At 43.6% G+C, this 17891-nt stretch carries 25 protein-coding genes and 2 pseudogenes; all 27 read left to right on the top strand.

The genetic code is table 11. The features are described from left to right. Nucleotides 1-337 precede the first annotated feature (337 nt). The 27 genes and pseudogenes from HT722_RS07940 to HT722_RS10740 all read left to right on the top strand — a co-directional run bounded on the left by HT722_RS07940 (nt 338) and on the right by HT722_RS10740 (nt 17510). The gene (locus tag HT722_RS07940) at nt 338-922 is read left to right on the top strand and encodes a DUF4355 domain-containing protein (protein WP_173278535.1); all 585 of its coding nucleotides are present in this window, start codon (nt 338-340) and stop codon (nt 920-922) included. Nucleotides 923-927: 5 nt separating this feature from the next. Next, nucleotides 928-1770 carry a N4-gp56 family major capsid protein gene (locus HT722_RS07935; RefSeq protein ID WP_173278533.1) on the top strand — a complete coding sequence of 281 codons (843 nt, stop codon included), beginning with the start codon at nt 928-930 and terminating at the stop codon, nt 1768-1770. Nucleotides 1771-1781: 11 nt separating this feature from the next. Next, nucleotides 1782-1964 carry a Rho termination factor N-terminal domain-containing protein gene (locus HT722_RS07930; protein WP_000054935.1) on the top strand — a complete coding sequence of 61 codons (183 nt, stop codon included), beginning with the start codon at nt 1782-1784 and terminating at the stop codon, nt 1962-1964. Next, entirely contained in the window at nt 1954-2142 is a 189-nt protein-coding gene (locus tag HT722_RS07925) for a hypothetical protein (RefSeq protein ID WP_173278530.1), read from the top strand. The genes HT722_RS07930 and HT722_RS07925 overlap by 11 nt, the downstream gene beginning before the upstream one ends. A 1-nt stretch (nt 2143) precedes the next feature. Continuing rightward, on the top strand, nt 2144-2455 hold the full coding sequence (locus HT722_RS07920) for a phage head-tail adapter protein (RefSeq protein WP_173278528.1): 312 nt from the start codon (nt 2144-2146) through the stop codon (nt 2453-2455). Continuing rightward, nucleotides 2436-2774 carry a hypothetical protein gene (locus HT722_RS07915; RefSeq protein ID WP_173278526.1) on the top strand — a complete coding sequence of 113 codons (339 nt, stop codon included), beginning with the start codon at nt 2436-2438 and terminating at the stop codon, nt 2772-2774. The genes HT722_RS07920 and HT722_RS07915 overlap by 20 nt, the downstream gene beginning before the upstream one ends. Then, complete coding sequence (locus tag HT722_RS07910; protein WP_173278524.1) at nt 2749-3264, top strand: HK97-gp10 family putative phage morphogenesis protein; 516 nt, start codon at nt 2749-2751, stop codon at nt 3262-3264. Before HT722_RS07915 ends, HT722_RS07910 begins: the two co-directional genes overlap by 26 nt. Further along, nucleotides 3261-3629, top strand: coding sequence for a hypothetical protein (locus tag HT722_RS07905; RefSeq protein WP_173278522.1), 369 nt, complete (start codon nt 3261-3263; stop codon nt 3627-3629). The genes HT722_RS07910 and HT722_RS07905 overlap by 4 nt, the downstream gene beginning before the upstream one ends. A gap of 2 nt (nt 3630-3631) precedes the next feature. Further along, a complete protein-coding gene (locus tag HT722_RS07900) occupies nt 3632-4045 on the top strand; it encodes a phage tail tube protein (protein ID WP_173278520.1) in 414 nt (137 codons plus the stop codon). A gap of 4 nt (nt 4046-4049) precedes the next feature. Continuing rightward, on the top strand, nt 4050-4430 hold the full coding sequence (locus HT722_RS07895; RefSeq protein WP_001185631.1) for a DUF6096 family protein: 381 nt from the start codon (nt 4050-4052) through the stop codon (nt 4428-4430). A 38-nt stretch (nt 4431-4468) separates the two neighbouring features. After that, the gene (locus HT722_RS07890; RefSeq protein WP_173278518.1) at nt 4469-4819 is read left to right on the top strand and encodes a hypothetical protein; all 351 of its coding nucleotides are present in this window, start codon (nt 4469-4471) and stop codon (nt 4817-4819) included. Further along, complete coding sequence (locus HT722_RS07885) at nt 4806-8528, top strand: hypothetical protein (protein ID WP_173278516.1); 3723 nt, start codon at nt 4806-4808, stop codon at nt 8526-8528. The genes HT722_RS07890 and HT722_RS07885 overlap by 14 nt, the downstream gene beginning before the upstream one ends. An 8-nt stretch (nt 8529-8536) precedes the next feature. Next, on the top strand, nt 8537-8887 hold the full coding sequence (locus HT722_RS07880) for a DUF6711 family protein (protein WP_164226351.1): 351 nt from the start codon (nt 8537-8539) through the stop codon (nt 8885-8887). Between the two features lie 4 nt (nt 8888-8891). After that, nucleotides 8892-10703 (top strand): pblB, encoded by a 1812-nt coding sequence (locus tag HT722_RS10745; RefSeq protein ID WP_345789585.1) that lies wholly within the window; start codon nt 8892-8894, stop codon nt 10701-10703. Continuing rightward, nucleotides 10700-11518 carry a collagen-like protein gene (locus HT722_RS10675; RefSeq protein ID WP_275690587.1) on the top strand — a complete coding sequence of 273 codons (819 nt, stop codon included), beginning with the start codon at nt 10700-10702 and terminating at the stop codon, nt 11516-11518. Before HT722_RS10745 ends, HT722_RS10675 begins: the two co-directional genes overlap by 4 nt. Nucleotides 11519-11526: 8 nt before the next feature. Further along, nucleotides 11527-11928, top strand: coding sequence for a hypothetical protein (locus HT722_RS07865; protein ID WP_173278514.1), 402 nt, complete (start codon nt 11527-11529; stop codon nt 11926-11928). Between the two features lie 3 nt (nt 11929-11931). After that, nucleotides 11932-12309: pseudogene (locus HT722_RS10565) on the top strand (gp58-like family protein); the annotation flags it as partial. A 189-nt stretch (nt 12310-12498) separates the two neighbouring features. Further along, a pseudogene (locus HT722_RS10560) lies at nt 12499-13383 on the top strand (tail fiber domain-containing protein); the annotation flags it as partial. Further along, complete coding sequence (locus tag HT722_RS07855) at nt 13376-13582, top strand: hypothetical protein (RefSeq protein WP_173249838.1); 207 nt, start codon at nt 13376-13378, stop codon at nt 13580-13582. The pseudogene HT722_RS10560 and the gene HT722_RS07855, both read left to right, overlap by 8 nt. Beyond that, complete coding sequence (locus tag HT722_RS07850) at nt 13579-14169, top strand: hypothetical protein (RefSeq protein WP_173278510.1); 591 nt, start codon at nt 13579-13581, stop codon at nt 14167-14169. Before HT722_RS07855 ends, HT722_RS07850 begins: the two co-directional genes overlap by 4 nt. Beyond that, nucleotides 14162-14314, top strand: coding sequence for a hypothetical protein (locus HT722_RS07845; RefSeq protein ID WP_000036642.1), 153 nt, complete (start codon nt 14162-14164; stop codon nt 14312-14314). Before HT722_RS07850 ends, HT722_RS07845 begins: the two co-directional genes overlap by 8 nt. Nucleotides 14315-14324: 10 nt before the next feature. Next, nucleotides 14325-14603 carry a hypothetical protein gene (locus HT722_RS07840; RefSeq protein ID WP_173278509.1) on the top strand — a complete coding sequence of 93 codons (279 nt, stop codon included), beginning with the start codon at nt 14325-14327 and terminating at the stop codon, nt 14601-14603. A 15-nt stretch (nt 14604-14618) separates the two neighbouring features. After that, nucleotides 14619-15095 carry a hypothetical protein gene (locus tag HT722_RS07835; RefSeq protein ID WP_173278507.1) on the top strand — a complete coding sequence of 159 codons (477 nt, stop codon included), beginning with the start codon at nt 14619-14621 and terminating at the stop codon, nt 15093-15095. Between the two features lie 6 nt (nt 15096-15101). Next, nucleotides 15102-15422: a hypothetical protein gene (locus HT722_RS07830; RefSeq protein WP_173278505.1), complete on the top strand. Its 321-nt coding sequence runs from the start codon at nt 15102-15104 to the stop codon at nt 15420-15422. Nucleotides 15423-15427: 5 nt separating this feature from the next. Beyond that, a complete protein-coding gene (locus tag HT722_RS07825) occupies nt 15428-16297 on the top strand; it encodes a collagen-like protein (protein ID WP_173278503.1) in 870 nt (289 codons plus the stop codon). A gap of 14 nt (nt 16298-16311) precedes the next feature. Beyond that, nucleotides 16312-16641, top strand: a complete 330-nt coding sequence (locus HT722_RS07820; protein ID WP_173278501.1) for a phage holin — start codon at nt 16312-16314, stop codon at nt 16639-16641. A gap of 2 nt (nt 16642-16643) precedes the next feature. Further along, nucleotides 16644-17510, top strand: coding sequence for a CHAP domain-containing protein (locus HT722_RS10740; RefSeq protein WP_173278499.1), 867 nt, complete (start codon nt 16644-16646; stop codon nt 17508-17510). Nucleotides 17511-17891: the final 381 nt, after the last annotated feature.

Raw genomic sequence — 17891 nt, 5'->3', positions numbered from 1 at the left:
TTTATCTGGGATTGGGCATCAATCGCTTTCGGGTGGTTGGTATTCTTTTGGTTATTTTTGGTTATCGTAGGAACTATTCTTGCGATTTTAACAGGTTTCAAAAACAGAAAGTAGGTGATCCAACATCTTGACTGGCAGGAATAGACTGCTATAAATTACTGTAAATTGCTATAAACCGCATAGAAATCGAGGCGGTTTTCTCATGCTCTAACCGTATGGAATCCCGTACGGTTTTAATATTGTCCAAACTGTACCGATGACATTAAAAGCTGTACTGTTCCGTCGCCGGACGTAAAGCGAGATTATCGAGTGGCGACGTAATCGCTGGAGGACAATTATGTCAGAAGAAATCAATGCAACTGTATCTACTGAATCAACTGAGACTGTCGACACTCAAGAAAATGTTGATACAGTGCAAGAAGAAAAGCACGAACGAACTTTCACTCGTGCTGAAATCGGTAAGATGCTATCTGCCGAGCGCTCTAAATGGGAAGCTGAGCAAGAAGCCAAGGAAAACGAAGCTAAGAAGCTTGCTAAGATGAACGCTGACGAGAAACAGAAATATCAGTTGGATCAGCGTGAGCAAGAACTAGCTGACCGTGAAAAGGCGATTGCTCGCAAGGAATTGACCGCAGAAGCTAAAGCAATGCTAAGTGAACGTGACTTACCTGTTGAGTTAGTGAATGTAGTCGATTTGACAAGTGCAGAGACGGTATCGCAGTCTGTCGCTGTATTACAGAAATCATGGGAACAAGCCGTGCAAAAAGGCGTACAAGAAAAGCTAAAAGGCGGAGCTCCAATGAAGCAAGCACCAGTCGATAGTGACGGTGTCACAAAAGAAGAATTTGCTCGTATGGGTTATCAGAGTCGAAATGAACTCTATCAAAATAACCCAGAACTCTATAAGAAATTGAAAGGTTAAAATAAATGACAGCAGGACAAACTAAATTAGCCACTATGGTTAACCCAGAAGTAATGGCGGACATGGTTTCCGCTAAACTACCTAAATTGATTAAATTCACTTCACTGGCTTATGTGGAAACAGCACTCCAAGGCCGACCAGGGAATACTCTAAAAGTTCCAGCATGGGAGTATGCAGGAGATGCTGCAGAGGTTGGAGAAGGTCAAGCTATTACTCTAGACCAACTATCAACAAAAGAAAAAGAAATGACTATTAAAAAGGCTGCTAAAGGTTATGAAATTACCGATGAAGCTCTTTTGTCAGGTCTTGGTGACCCACTAGGTCAAGCTACTTATCAGCTTGGGTTGGCTATCGCTAATAAAATTGATAACGATTTGGTGGCAGTAGCGAAAACAGCAACACAACACGTTGCAGACGCTCCTACAACTATTGAGGCAATCGATAAAGCTCTTGATATTTTTGAGGATGAAGAAGATGCTCGATATGTTGCTATTATCAACCCTAAAGATGCTATTAAGCTAAAAACTGCAGTAGCGAAAGAATGGACTAAGGGGTCAGAGATTGGTGCAGATATGGTCGTTTCTGGAACCTTTGGTGAAGTTGCCGGTGTGCAAATCGTCCGCTCTAAAAAAGTTGATGAAGGCAAAGGATTTATCGTCAAAGTCTCTCCTAGCCAAACTCAGACAGACGACGCTAATAAATACGGTGCGTTTGTTATCATGATGAAACGTGACGTAGCTATCGAAACAGACCGTGACATCATTAAAAAGACAACGGTTATCACTGGTGATGAACACTACGGCGTTTACCTATACGACCCTACACGAGTTGTAAAATTCGGTGAGTAAGAGGTGACGATATGAGCTTATTGCTACGACGTCATTATATCCAAGAGGAGCAGGTTAGTCAGTATTCTGATTTAGAAAATAAGACTCTAGAAGAGTTGAAAAATCTAGCTAAAGAAGCTGGCATCGCTGGCGCCTATAAGTTATCAAAAGCCGAAATTGTAGAGGTGTTGGAGGATTTAAAAAGTGAAATTTAAAATCAAACAAGATTTCTATGATTGGGAATCAAATGTGAAACGACTGGCAGGAGAGGAACTTGAGATTACTGAGGAGCGTTATGCTGAGTTGGCTGAAAATTTTGCCAGCAATGGTGTCGCTATCTCAGATGTTCTTGAGGAAATCCTCCCTGAGCCTGAGTTTTTAGAAGAGGATTGATATGTCTATAGAGTTGCTGAAGAAAATGACAGGCGAAGAAGATACTCAGCTTCTCATGTTGCTCCAAACGAGAGCTACAAATCTTATCTTATCAGAGACAAATCGCACATCTTTGACACCTGCTTTAAGTCTCTTAATACCTGATGTTGCTATCGAGCTCCACAACCGCTCAGGAGCGGAAGGAGAGCATTCCAGAACCGAGGGTGGTATAGCAGTAGTCTACGGAGAAAACGGCCTGTCTACGGGTCTTCTACAGCGTATCCGCATGCACAGACTAGCAAGGGTGGCAGGTCATGTTTTTGAAGCAGAGTAGACTGAAACCTTATCCAATGCGACGGTTTGAAAAGACTGTCACAGAGGAAGGCGTCGTAAAAGAAGGATATGCCAAGGAAGCTGAGACAGTCCGCCTTGAATTGTGGCCAGCTAGTAGCAAGTTACAATCTGAATTGTACGGTGAGCGTGTCAATGATATTTTGAACGCAAATGCCAATAAGTCAGCTACTATCAAAGTAAAGGATGGTGTGTGTATCGATAGCCCGACGGAAGTGACTCATAGGGTTATCTCTAAAAAGGTCTACACACATCATCAAGTCTTGGAGTTAGAGCGTGTCAGGGCTACGAGGGGCAGATAGGCTTATAGCTAAATGTAGACGGTTAGCGAGTAAAAAAACTGGCGAGGATATCGTCTTACGTGCTGTACACAATGCTGCTATAAAGGTTGTCCAAGCTGATGCAAGAAGACTTGTACCAGTGAGTGATGGAGAACTTAGAACTAGTATCAAAACTAGAGCAAAAATGGACGGAGATAAGGCTATAGGTGAAGTTTACACCAACCTGAAATATGCTCCTTACGTTGAGTTTGGAACGGGACCTAAGGGTCAGGCTAGCCATTCTGGTATCTCTCCAGAAGTTAGCGTGACTTACAAGTCTAGTCCTTGGTATGTGCATGAAGACCAAATCAATGTAGGGTCTTACCACTTTCAAAAGATTGGGGAGTTCTACAAGATGTATGGTCAACCTGCCCAACCTTATCTTTATCCAGCTTTGAGAGACAATCAAGAACGTGTGTCTAAGAATATTTCAAATTATGTCCGTAGAAAGATAAGAGAACAAATAAAATGATTAATATCAAGCCTGTTATTTATAAAGAATTGCAAAAGGTCGCAGATAATGTGACTGATACTTATCCTAGCGATTGGGAGACTTTCCCGGTCGTTATTTTTTTAGAAGAACAAAACAAGCCGGGTGATTGGTTTGACGACAAGGAACACAAATCCTCTATTCGCTACAAGGTGGATATCTTTGATGATACCAGCACTAGTGAGTTAGCTGTTAAAATCAATCAGATTTTTGAGTCTTTAGGTTTACGAAGAACCGACTGCCAAGACGTGCCAGATCCGTCTCATTTGAGACACAAGGTCATGCGTTTTGAAGGTGTTGTTGACTTAGATTCAGAGCTTGTTTTTCAATTTAGAATGGAGAATTAAACATGTTAGCAAATGGAATTACGTTAGCTTATGGTACAGCTAAAGGAACTTATACTAAACTTGCTGGGTTGAAAGAAGTACCAGAGTTTGGTATTGAGCCTGAAAAAGTAGAGAACACTACTCTTGAAGATAAGGTTAAAAAATATGAATTTGGTATTGGCGACGCAGGGGAATTGGAATACAAATTCTCTTACAAGAACGATAGCGCAACCGCACCTTATCGTATTTTGCGTAACGCGGCAGACAACAAGACAAAACTTTTCTTTGAGCAAACTTACCCAGACAACACTAAAGTTCATTTTGAAGGTCAAGTATCTGTTAAGCTTGGCGGTGGCGGTGTCAATGCTGTTATCGAGTTCACCCTTAAAATTGCTTTGCAGTCAGAGTTGGAATTTGTAGACGGAATTGGAGGTTAATTAAATGGCGTTAAAATACACAACTTGGAAAGTTACTGACGAAAAAGAGTTGAAGCTACGTTTGACATCTCATCAGGCTGCAACTGTGGAAGAAAAAATCGGCATGAACTTGCTGAAGATTTTCATGCCTGAAGCTGGCGAGGAGTTCACTTTGCCACCTTTAAAAGTTATGCTGTTGTTAGTTCATGGGGCCTTGCAGCAGTATGAACATGGGTATTCCTTTGAAGATGTCTATGATCTATACGATGAATACGTGGACAACGGGGGAGACCAAACAACCTTCATGACAGAGGTGTTAATGCCACTATTTGAAGTATCGGGTTTTACTCCACGAGGAAGCAAGGACAAGAAAACTTCCAAGAAGAAAATGACAGTAGTCGAGTAATCTTAACGGTAACGCAGATTATTGAGAGGCTTTATCCTATGTTTTTGGACATCGGGGGTAAGCCTCTTGATTTTTGGGATTTAACGGTGCTTGAAATCAGGGAAATGATTGAAAGCTACAACCGTGTCAAAATCCAAGAGCGTAAAGAAAAGATTATTGACTCTTATAGACTTTCGCAGATGATTTCCAATCATGTTTCTTTGTTATTGTCCAAAGATGCCAAGGTCTTTGAGTTCTGGGAATATGCGCCTGAGTTATTTGTAGAAGAACAGCAAGCGGTAGAACAGGAACGACAGAGACAAGCGTTTTTGTTGCATAAGGAACGAATGCGTGAATTTGCAGAAAGACATAATCGCAAAAGGAAGGAGGAAATGAATGGCAACTCTTGACGAATTGAAAGTCATGATTGACGCTGAGATAGCGCCTTTCAGGAAGAAGATGAAAGAAGTCGAGAATCAGGTCAAAGGAACATCTGACCAAGTGAAAAATGCCACTGCAAAAGTTCGTGAACAGTCGAGCTCAATCGGTAGTGCGTTTGGCAAGCTAGCCAAGTTCGCTGGCTTTGCAATCATTGGTAAGAAATTGCTTGATGTTGGGATGTATTCAACGCAGACAGCTCTTGAAGTATCAGCGGCTATGAACCAAATCAAGCGCCAGATGGGCGAGAGTTCGCAATCTTTCTTAAAATGGGTTAACGATAACGCCAACGCGATGAATATGGGTGTGGGCGAAGCGACTAAATACGGTGCAGTCTACTCAAACCTATTTTCTGGATTTATCAAAGATACCAACAAGCTAAGCGCCTATACTGCTAAGATGTTGCAGACATCGGCAGTTGTTGCTGAAGGTTCAGGGCGCACGATTACAGACGTTATGGAGCGGATTCGCTCAGGTTTGCTAGGGAACACGGAAGCAATTGAGGATCTAGGAATCAACGTCAATGTGGCTATGATTGAGTCCACTGAAGCCTTTAAGAAGTTCGCAAACGGACAGAGCTGGCAACAGTTGGACTACCAAACCCAGCAACAAATCCGCCTTATGGCTATTCTGGAACAGGCTACAGCCAAGTATGGGAATACCTTGTCTAATTCTGTAAATGGTCGTATAAGCCTGTTTAAGTCGCTGATGAAGGACGCAGCATTGAACCTTGGTAACTCTATGTTGCCGATTATCAATGCCATTATGCCTGTCTTGAACTCTTTTGCTATGGTCTTGAAGAACGTTACTGCTAAACTTGCTGAGTTTATCGCTTTGATGTTCAACAAGAAAGCAACAGTGAAAGATGGTGTTGGTGGAGCAGTCGGAGACATGAGTAACGCCATGAAAGACGCTGCAGGCGGAGCAGGAGACCTTGCTGACGCAGTAGATGACGCTGGAGATTCAGCAGGAGGGCTTGCTGATAACCTTGGAGACTCGGCCAAAAACGCTAAGAAGGCCGCTAAAGAATTGCTAGGTCTTTTGGGATTTGACGAGATTAATATCTTACAAAAACCAAAAGACGATGACGCGGGCAGTTCTGGAGGCGGTGGCAAAGGTGGTAAAGGAAAGGAAGGCGGTGGCGGACCTTTCAAAGACATCTTGCCAGAAGTTGAGTTGACCGATATGGATAACCAGTTCAAGAGCATTTTCGATGGCCTTGGGGATAAGCTGAAAGGGTTGTTTGACCTCTTCAAAAAAGGTTTTGATGCAGCCTTTAGACCAGAAGGTTTAGAGCGTATAAAAGCTGCTTTAGAACGAATCAAGAAAACTCTTGAAGAAATCGCTACTGACCCAAGGGTTGTGAATGCCTTTAACCGAATGGCTGAGAAAATTGCTTATGCTTTAGGGCAAGTGACAGGCTCAATAGCTACTATCGGTTTGGGTATCGGTGTTTTCCTTGCCGAAAGTATTGCAAATGGTCTTGGAAGGCAAAAGGAACGCATTATCAGGGCGCTAGTTGCTTTGTTTGATAATATTGGTAACATTGCAGAGGCAGTAGGAAACATCGCTCAGGCCTTTTCTAGTGCTTTCTACGATGTCATTACCTCAACTGGTGCGGTTCGTATCGGTAGCGCTATTGTGTCAACATTTTTGAGTTTGAGTTCAAAAGCTGTTGAGATTGGAAGCAAGCTTGGCGGTGATTTATTCAAGGGCTTAGAACGCATTGTGACAGATAACGCTCCGAAATTATCAAGTTCTTTACAGGGAGCTTTAGATGCAATTGCTCCAGTATTCGAAACAATAGAGAAAGCAGTGAACCGTTTCGGAGATGCATTTAGTCGTGTGTATGATGAGCATGTTAGCCCATTTATAACAACTATTTCTAGCGGTATTTCTCAAATTGTATCAGTCTTTCTAGACAGTTTTGACAACAATGTTACTCCAGCTTTACAAAGATTCTCAGATGGATTTGAAGATGTCTATAACAATCATATCGGTCCAGCAATTGATTCTTTAAGCCAAGCTTTTGGAGGACTGGTTGATGTTCTCAAACAAGTCTGGGAAGATAATATGCAACCTTTTGCTGAGTTTTTAGCTGATACATTCGGTATCAACATTGGTGAAGTTGCCGATGTGCTAGGCGGAGCTATTTTAGAGGCTTTAAAAATTCTAGCTGATACAGTAAAAGTCGTTAGCGATGCTTTCGTTGCTTTTTCCGATTGGTGTAAGGATAACCGAGAGATAGTTTCAGCCATGGCCACCGCAATCGGTCTGGTATCGACAGCTTGGGAAGGAATTAAATTCATGTCTTGGGCTGAGCAGGCTGGTGGTCTTGCAGCAGGAATTGGTAAATTAAGCGGAGCTTTCACTGATTTAGTTGGTGCTGTAAAAGGCTTGACAGTTGACAAAATCAAGGACTTTGCAGAAAGCGTGTATTTGAACACCTTATATGCAAAAGACTTTGTGGTCAATTCAGGTAAATTGATTGTAGAGTTAGGAAAAACTGCTCTAGAACTTGGTAAATCAGCACTGGCGTGGGGTGTTCATGCAGCACAAATGGGACTTGCAGCAGCGGCAGAAATTGCTCAATCGGTTGCAGCAGGAGTCGCAGCAGCCGCAACATGGGCACTCAATGGAGCTATTGCAGTCTTGACCAGTCCGATAACTCTGGTTATCGCAGCAATCGCAGCCTTAATTGGTATCGGTGTCTTACTCTACCAAAACTGGGATACTGTTGTTGAATTTGCTAAAACTGCTTGGCAAGGACTATGTGATTTTATCAGTGGTATTTGTCAAGCGATTGGCGAATTTTTCAGCGGTCTATGGACGAAGCTACAAGAAATCTTTGAGCCAATAGGTCAATGGTTTAGCGAGAAGTTCCAGCAAGCATGGGACGCTATCGTTAATATCTTCACACCAATCGGCTCATGGTTCGGGCAACGTTGGGCTGATGTGACTAGTGCTTTAGCTAATATTGGGGCATGGTTTACGGATATGTTCCAAAAAGCATGGACTGGTCTAACAAACATCTTTAGTAAACTAGGCTCTTGGTTTGGTGAAAGATGGAACGATGTTACAAGTGCGCTTTCCAGCGTTTCAAACTGGTTTGGTGAGATGTTCACTAATGCTTACAACGCTGTAAAAGATGCTTTCAGTTCTATCGGTGACTTCTTTAAAGGTGTTTGGGATACTGTTAAAAGTATCTTAGTAAACGCTGGCCAGATGGTCGGTGAGGCAGTAGGTGGAGCGTTTAAGAGTGCTGTTAATGCGGTTCTTGACACTATTGAGAATGTGGTTAATGGATTTATCGGCATGATTAACGGTGTTTTAGATGTTGTTAGAAACTTACCTGGTCTCGGATGGATTGGTAGTGTAAGTACAGTCAGCCTCCCACGTCTTGCCCGCGGTGGTATCGTCGATAGTCCAACTATTGCCATGATTGGTGAAGCAGGTAAAGAGGCGGTCGTACCACTTGAAAATACAGGATTTATCCAAACACTTGGGCGAGTTGTCAGCAGTGCGGTAGTAAATGCCATGGCTGGTGTTGGTCCACAAGGTGGATTTTCTGGAGACGGCGACATCGTTATCCAAATCGCAGGACATGAGTTCGGACGGGTAGCCATCCAAGAAATCAACAAGGAACATGAACGAGCAGGTCAAACCTTGCTCAAGATTTAGGAGGTTAAATGGCACAATTGACAATCAATGGGGTGGCTGTGAAGCCTCCCAAATCTTTTCAGGTCGGTATTCAAGATATCGATGGAGAAACAGGGCGTAATGCCAATGGCGATATGGTGCGTGACCGTATTACGACTAAGCGTAAGTTAGACTGTGAATGGGGTATGATGACTCAAGAAGAAATGAGTCAGCTTTTAAATGCCGTGTCAGCAGTCTTTTTTGAGGTTTCCTACCCTGACCCCGTTAAAGGTCAGACAACTGGGACTTTCTACGTCGGTGATAGGACAGCTCCAAGCTATACCTTTACTGAGAAGTTCAAACCTTGGTCTGGCGCTAAATTTAATCTGGTAGAGAGGTAAGAAAATGGACGCTTTAACTAGACGACAATTTGACAGGGCCATGTTTGCCAAGGAAAGGACGCTGGCTATCCGTGTTGGAGACTATGCTTCACGAGATATCAAAGAGGCTAGCTTTGAGTATGGCTACATCAAAGGTGATACATACAAGCCCGGTGGAACGTGTGCTGGTAGCGGTAAGATTACCTTTACCAGTATCATTACCACGTTCAATAAGCTGGATATTCTACACCCTGAGATTGGTCTACTTGTTGGGGATACCTACCAGTGGGTCAAGATGGGGGAATACTTCATCAACGATATTGAGATTGACCGAAACCGCAACACAACCACGCTGGAGCTCATGGACGGTATGTTTAAGCTCAATCGTGAGTATGTGACGGACTTGCATTTCCCAGCTGAGGTACGAGAGGTTATTCAGGAAATCTGCCTGAAAACAGGCATTGAGTTAGCGAATGACTATTTCGGAATCAGTGCTATGCGTTATCATATTGAGCAAGTTCCTGAAGGTAAGAAACTTTCCTTTAGGGATATGCTGAGCGCTATGACTCAGATGATTGGGATGTCTTGTTTCTTCAATCGAGAAGGCAAGATGGAAATCCGTGATTTAACTGAGTCAAATATCACGATTAACGCAGATAGTTACTTTCTGCATGGTTTAACCAAGAGTGAGATTGAGTATCAGATAGCTGGTATCACTTGTAAGACGGACAAGAAGTCTCTGACGGTTGGTATGAAGACAGGTCGGTCATTGGAACTGGACAATGTCTTTATGACCCAGAGCGCTTTAAATGACCTGTATTACAAGCTGAAAAACCTGACTTACTACCCGTATAATCTCAACTACCAAGGGCATCTGTTGCTTGAGGTTGGGCAGTGGGTAACCATTCAGACCAACAAGAAAGAAACCTTTAAAGTTCCTGTGTTAAGTCAGAGCTTTACTTTTAAAGGCGGTCTGAGAGGTCGTATCAGCGCAGACAGTAAGGCTGGAAATGATACTCAGTATTCTTACGAGGGTACGATTACCAAGCAGATAAAGCAACAAGATGGCATTGAAGCGAAAATCCAAGCACAGATAGAAGCAGCAGACGCAGCCTTTGAAGCAGAGTTTGAGAAACGTAAAAAAGCGATTGATGACGCAATCGAAAAATACAAAGCAAACGCCGAAGAATTTGGCGCTAAAATTCACGAGGAAATGGAGAAAGAGCGTCCTGAGTTCGTGAAGCGTATCCGTGAAGAGCTGATGAGTGGCGCTGACTCAATTGCAGAACTCAGCAAAAAACTTGAGCAGGTCAGTGAAACTGCAAGGGTCAACGCTAGCTTGATTGGTGGTGACGGGAATACTCAGTACAATAAGAACCGCTTGAATGGTGGCACGGCTAAGAAAATCAGTTATGGAACGGATTTTGTGGAAGTCGGTCACAACGGAGAGGGCTTTGAACTAGGTAAGAAATACGTCATCAGCTGGTCAGCAACCTGCACGCCTTACGGTAAAATAGATGTGACTATTGTAGTCAATAAGAATCCGTTTTATGGCGGTCGCGTTCATTTAGCGCCTGCTAATACAGTCATGCCAGCGATTGACAAAGACCTTGTCCAGAAAGAAGAGCAGGTTTTAGCGGTCTACTACGGTGCCTATCGTCTGACATTCTCAGGCGACTGGTATCAGAATGTAGAGCAGTCTGTGACGATTGACAATCAGACAAGACGGATTGAACTAGCGCCAGTCTACAGGACGGTAGCTGACGGGCAAAATGATAGATATGAGGGAAGTTGGAGCGAGAATCCAACTTTTATTTTTGATGGAGGTAGAACATGACGGAAACAATCCCAGTAAGGGTACAACACAAGCGTATGTCAGCGAGTGATTGGGCGAGTAGCACTCTGGTCTTACTTGATGGAGAGTTAGGTATAGAGAGCGACACAGGTAAGGTCAAGGTCGGAAATGGCAGTGACCATTTCTCAGCCTTGCAGTATCTGACGGGTCCGAAAGGTGACCGTGGAGAACGTGGGGAAACAGGACCACGAGGTGCGGACGGTGTTGTACGGTTTGAAGGTTCGGCAGCAGAGCGTGCTTTGGCGGAATACGCTAAAAAAGCTGAAATCCCAATTTATCGAATCGCTAAAGGAGACATTCCTGGAGGTGGTGTAGGTGTTAATGCCACGATAACAACAAATAACATTATGAACCCTGACGGTATCAAGGTTGGGGATATCATTGAAGATTACTGGAACAGTGTATCAAGTGTCAATCAAGGTTTTTGGAAGGTAACAGCTGTTAATGGGACTAATGTATCTGTTCAAGGGATTGGTACCAGAGATTTCCCAACACCGTACAACGATAATGAATTGAAGCGCAGGGTTACAGCTCTTGAGAATCGTCCTACATTTGACACCTTGACAGAGACACAACGAAATAGCTTGCGAGGTCCAGCAGGAGCTAAAGGAGCAACGGGTCCAGCAGGTCCCAGAGGTGCTGATGGAGATAGAGGACGTGACGGAGCGCCTGGTCAAAACATCATCAATCAAAACGGTGGGCAACCGATGAAGTATTGGTCTGGTACAAGGGCTCAATATGACGCGATTCCTAACAAGGATAGCAATACTATCTATGACATCTATAGTAGTTCGTAGGAGGTAGTATGACTAGAGAAGGAATTTACGTGGGTGGCAAGGAAGTTGTTGAAAGATATATAGGAGATAAGCTAATCTGGAAAAAATACAGATTTCGAATTGTAAATGCTTTGTCATTGACTATATCAAATATTAACTATCAGTCAGCTGCTTTAAATTGCCGTACTCGATTCTTGTACCGATATGAAGGATTAAAATCAGGGTACTACTATTTGAGAATAGAAGAAAAGTTTGTTAAGGTATATGCTTATAATTTATCAACACCTAGTCCATCTTTTATGTTTTTACTAGGTCAAAACGAAGATGCAGGAGTAGATGAATCAAGCAAGCGTCAAGCTTTATCGGATTTGACACGAAACTGGTTTAGAGATGATTATAAAGATATTGTTTTATATGACAGAATGAGGTAACACATGGACATAACCATTCAAAACGTCCGTTTGCCTGCTCTTAAGCATAACGGGCGGTATTATAAGGTCTTTCAGCCACGGACACGAGATGAACTGCTGAAACTCCATCATATGGGCTGTGTGGGTGACACGGTGCTGACGGATATCCAACTGGAGCAAGGAGATTTTCCGACTAGCTTTGTGGAGCCTACTGTCACACAACGCACCTTGTCAGGTCTCTTCAAGGATATGCGTTCTATTGAACTGGAATTGAGAGACCCAAACAGCACCCTGTGGGGCAAAATCCAGCAGAACAATCAAGGGGCGCTGACTCAGTTCTTTGATACGAATGTCAAGAGCGCCATCGCTCAGACGGCTAGAGAAATCAGGCAGGAAGTGCGAGACGCTGCTAACAGTGCGAGGGTTCAAGTGACGCCTGAAGGTGTGACCATCGGCTCAACTACCTTGACGGGCGAGCAGTTAGCCTCTACCATTTCCGCAAGTCCGAGAGGGGTTGATATCATCGCTCCACGGGTTAGAGTACAGTCGGATATGTTGGTAGATGGTGCTGTAACAGCTAGAAAAATGGCTGCTGGTTCTGTCACTGCTGACCATATCCAAGCAGGTGCCATCACAGGCGATAAAATCAGCGTAGACGATGCCCTGATTCGGAACCTGACCGCTAGAGATGCCTTGATTGACAAGCTGACATCTAAGGAAATCTTCACAACCAAGATTGAATCTGTTGTATCTAGCTCAACCTTCTTACAAGCCTACCAAGGTGAAATTGGAGGTTTCACTTTAGGGCAGTTTGATAATGGAGGCGGTCGCTGGATTTCTGGAGTAAACCAATTCTCAGTTGGTATGGGTAATGGTGCTGGTTATGGTACTAAGACAGCTTTCTGGGCTAATTGGGGCGATAACTGGAACCAAGCAGGACCGAACTCTTGGCATGTAGACACAGATGGACAGATGTATTGTAAGAATACAGTTAGCTTCTATGGTAAAGTTGACTTTTCTGGCTCTACAACCGTTAATTTCTACAGCAAGATTAATGCTAATAAAGGTATCTGGACAGGAAATGCAGATATTTATGGTGCTGGGTCAAATCCAGCTGGCGGAGAGAATGCCGTCGTCTGGTGGAATCAAATCACTACAGCAAAATGGAGAGGCTATGCTGGTATTACTTCGAGTTCAGATAGACGTTTGAAAGAGAACATCACGGACACAGCTGTAAAAGCCTTGGATAAAATCAACCAACTGAACATGGTCGCATTTGATTTCATCGAGAGCCAGAAACATGAAGAAATTGGTTTGATTGCGCAGGAAGCACAGAAGGTAGTACCTGAAGCAATTGAAACAGATGAAGTAACATCTTATCTGTCTATCAACTATTCAAAATTCGTCCCCTACTTGCTAAAGGCTGTCCAAGAACTAGACCAGAAAATCAAAGAAATGGAGAACACACATGGATAATAACACAATCGACAAGCTAGTCGCTGAGTTACTCGTTAACCGTTTGGCAGAAGGCGAATTGGGTAGTGCTCATTTAGAGGCACGTTATACGCTGACTTTAGCTGAATTACAGGGCTTTAAAGCCGTGCTGGAATATGAACCAGCACTAAAAGAACTATTTGACGAAACGCAAGCAAAAATGAAAGGAACTAACAAATGACTTACAAATTAACAGGAAGCCCGATTTTAAAGGGGGAGAAGAATGTCACAATCGTAACGATTGAGAAAGAAGAACCTGGGCGCTACAGCTATGAGCGTGTGGAATTGCCAGGCAATCGCACGCATGATAATGAAGATGTTTTGGTTCAAGCCGTTTTAGATTTTATTAGAACGGAACTTGACCCTACTAGTGCCATTGTCAAGAACCAAGAACAATTGGCTAAGACAACGGAAGCGCTGGAGAGAGCCAACCAGCTCATGGATGGCATGCAGAAGGTCAATCTCCAGAATGCTCAGGATATTGAGGATATCTTAGCACGATTGGAAGAGCTGGAAGCTCAAGGAGAGACTGACCAGGGGGAGAAAGAGGAGGCAGACGGGGCAGCCCCTCAGGCTACGGACACAGAAAACCAAGCTGATGAACCAGCACCAGCGCAACCAACTACTGAACAACCAGTAGCAGAAGCGCCTATCCAACCTGCACCAGCAGTAGAACAACCAACAGAAAGCGAGACAGAACATGAAATTCCTACACCGACAAGCGAAGCGAGCACTAGTGAAGACAATGGAGGTAGCAGCAATGAGTAAGATTACACTAGACCAAGCAAAAATCGATATGTACATCAACCTACTGGAACGTGGAGCAGTTGACTTTTCATGGGTACATAAACGCTGGAAGGACCGTGTGCGTAAAGAATTGAAGCGTCGTGGTTTGAGCCATCTGGCAAACTAGCGAGGTGCTTATGACAGAGATTGAGCACTTATTGATTCGGTTTCTCTTTTCTCTGATTCCTGTGGTTGTCTTGTACTTTTCCATGAAGGACAGGGCAACCAAGCAGGAAAATCGCATGACAGCCATAGAAAAAGACATTGAGAACTTACGCGAATTTCGAATGTCGGCTAACAAAAGACTGGATAACCATGACGAACAAAATAAGGCTATTCTGGTGCTGGCTGAACAGGTCAAATCGCTAGGCGAAGATGTGAGAGAACTGAAAGCCTTGATACAAAGTAAACAGTAAAGAAAGAGGTGCAGAATGGTCTGTAATCTCAATATGACCAATCTCGCACAGATTGACGGTGGGCACCTGATTAAGCAAGGGGACTTGGCTTCCACCTTTGGTTTTGCCCTCTTAGACGAAGACTACCAAGTGATTTCCTCTTTGGAAGGGGAGGAGGCGCTGATCAGTCTGACCAAGGAGGGCTACCAGTGGAAGAAGCAGGTAGCTGTTACCAGTCAAGGTGTGAGTTTTCATCTGGACGCTATCTTGCCGATTGGGAGTTATCGCTTGGAAATCACGGCTGGAGGCTATGTTTTTCCCAGTGATAAATCTGTCCATATCCAGATAGTCGCCTCAGATAAGGAATTGGTCACAGAAGAAGTCCATGCTTTAAAGGAGCTGGATATTGCAAAAGAAGTTGAGAAACAACTTGCAGAAAAAACAGTAACAGATGGTGGGGTATGTCCGGAATTTCCAGACCTACTCTTTTATTACAATTTAGGAAAGGTGTAACACAAAATGGATACTACAAAATTAACAGCATTTGCGCAGGCAGTGGGGGAAGATAACAAAAAGGTAAACGAAGAGCTGAAAACGAAAGTCAGCACGTCTGCCATGAATCAGGCAATCGCCCAAGCTAAATCTGAAGTTAAGGCTGAAATCTTGGGTGAAGGTACCCCTGAGAATTTGGATACGCTGAAAGAAATCGCGGAAAAAATCACAAGTATGGGACAAGACGAAAACGGCGCACTTCTTGGGAAAATTACCGAAGTCAGCGGACGTGTAGACCAGATTGCCAATGTTGATTTGGTCGCAACCTATAACGCAGCGAAAGCGTGAGTGCTATGAGTAACCTTGAAAATCTAGCAACAGCTATTGGTAGGGATGTCAAGGCTATCAAAGAAGACTCAGAGCTAAAGGATAGGGAGGTTCAGGGAAGGCTGAACTCCCTTGAGAGTAGACCGAGAGTCAATCCAGAAACCCTCGTTACAAAAGCGGAGCTGGAAGAGAAAGGCTACTTGACCTCCCACCAAGACTTGTCTACTTACGCTCAAAAATGGGAGTTGTACAATGATATCCCCATCAAGGCTAGGATTTCTGCCTTGGAAAATCGTCCATCATTTGACAATCTGACCTCCAGCCAGAGAGAAAGCTTAAAAGGGGAAAATGGGCATAGTTTGAATGCCAGCGTTCGTATTGAGGGTTCTTATAAGAATGGCTCTACTAGCCAATTGAATCTGTTTGCGGATGTATTCTACGATGGCGAAGCAGTCACGAGTGGCTATACTCTTGATTATTACTACCGTGGTTTTGGGAATAATAGCTGGGGTGTTTTGAGAAATCAAACGCCTGATGCAAATGGTAAATTTGGTCAGTGGAACGCTACTCAGCGCTCTGGTGGCTGGTTCGAAGTCCGCATTGAAGTGAATTATAGAGGATTGAGAGCCTCTGCTTTTACCCATTTGGATAACATCAACGATGGCGAACGAGGCGCCGCAGGAGAACGTGGTCCGCAGGGCGTCCAAGGCGAACGAGGGCAACAAGGACTGCAGGGCATTCAAGGGCCTAGAGGAGCAGATGGTGCGCCTGGTCAGAACATCATCAACCAAAACGGTGGGCAAGCCTTGAAATATTGGGTTGGTACAAAGGCTCAATATGAAGCTATCAGAACGAAAGACCCCAATACTATCTATGATGTGTATGAACCAAAATAGAAAGGAAAAAACACATGACACAATTTAACGAACTCATCATTGCCTTTGCGACAGGCTTTTTAGCAGTAGCAGTAGGCGGTATTGTAAAAGCAGTGAAAGACTATCTTTTGCGTAAAGGCGGAGAGAAAGCGGTGATCATCGCTGAAATCCTAGCCAAGAACGCAGTTAATGCCGTGGAGCAGGTTGCTGCTGAAACTGGCTACAAGGGAGATGAAAAACTGGCACAGGCTCGCACTAAAATCCGGGCAGAGCTGACCAAATATAAGATCAGCATGACGGACAAAGACTTGGACACCTTTGTGGAGTCAGCCGTGAAGCAGATGAATGACGCTTGGAGGGAGTAGGTATGTCTAAAAAACAAGAAATGATTCAATTCTTCATTGACAAGGCTAACAACGGCGATGGAGTGGATAATGATGGAGCGTATGGCTTCCAGTGTGCTGACGTACCTTGTTACGGGCTTCGTCATTGGTATGGTGTGACCCTTTGGGGCAACGCTTATGATCTTCTTGAGTCAGCACGTTCACAAGGCCTGAAAGTCGTGTATGACGCTAAATATCCAAAAGCTGGTTGGTTCTTCGTGAAATCATATGTGGCTGGCGACGGTGTCAACTATGGACATACAGGGCTGGTCTATGAAGACTCAGACGGCTCTACAATCAAGACGATTGAGCAGAATATTGATGGCAACTGGGACTACCTAGAAGTAGGTGGCCCTTGTCGCTACAACGAGCGCTCTGTAAGTGAAATCGTGGGGTATATCGTACCGCCTGAAGAAGTTGAAACAGGCTGGCAACAAAATCAGTACGGCTGGTGGTGGGTTCGTGAAGACGGCTCATATCCAACCGATAAATGGGAGAAAATCAACGATGTTTGGTACTATTTTGATGATAAAGGCTTCATGAAACGCAGTACATGGTTGAATTACAAGGAGGCCTGGTACTGGTTCACGGATTCAGGATCTATGGCAACTGGCTGGGCTCGTATCAACAACGCTTGGTATTACTTCGATGAAGACGGCAAGATGGTCACTGGTTGGATTAAGCACAAGTTGACTTGGTACTATCTTGACCGTAAGAACGGAAACATGGTATCAAATGCCTTTATCCAGTCCGCAGACGGAACAGGCTGGTATTACATTAAACCAGACGGAACAATGGCAGACAAGCCAGAATTCACAGTAGAGCCAGATGGCTTGATTACAGTTAAATAAATAGAAAGAAAACTTTCTAAATTGTTCTTTCACCGCAGGCTTAAGCTTGCGGTTTTTTGTTTGCTTAAAAATGGATTTAAAATCCAAGAAATGTAAATCGAATAAACGGATTTCAAATCCGTAAAATCATCTGATTGGGGGAGTAGTGGTTTTGTTAAAAATAAAAACAGTGACATTACTCACTGATCCTTTTGTAAACTATTAGAGTGAAATTGCAACCTTCTCAACTATACGGGCAAAGATGATTATGAAAATGAATACGAAGATGAATACGATTTAAAAAAATGATAGCAATTAACGAAAATGATTTTAATGAAAAATAAGTAAAAACTCAACTGTTGAAAAGCAATGATAACTATTTGTAAACACAAATTCTTTATA

Origin of the sequence: Streptococcus sp. 53, assembly GCF_013276565.1 — a bacterium.
In the GTDB taxonomy this organism is placed as follows: Bacteria; Bacillota; Bacilli; order Lactobacillales; family Streptococcaceae; genus Streptococcus.
Note: the sequence above shows the minus strand (reverse complement) of the source record. Positions and strands in the feature narration are given on the sequence as shown.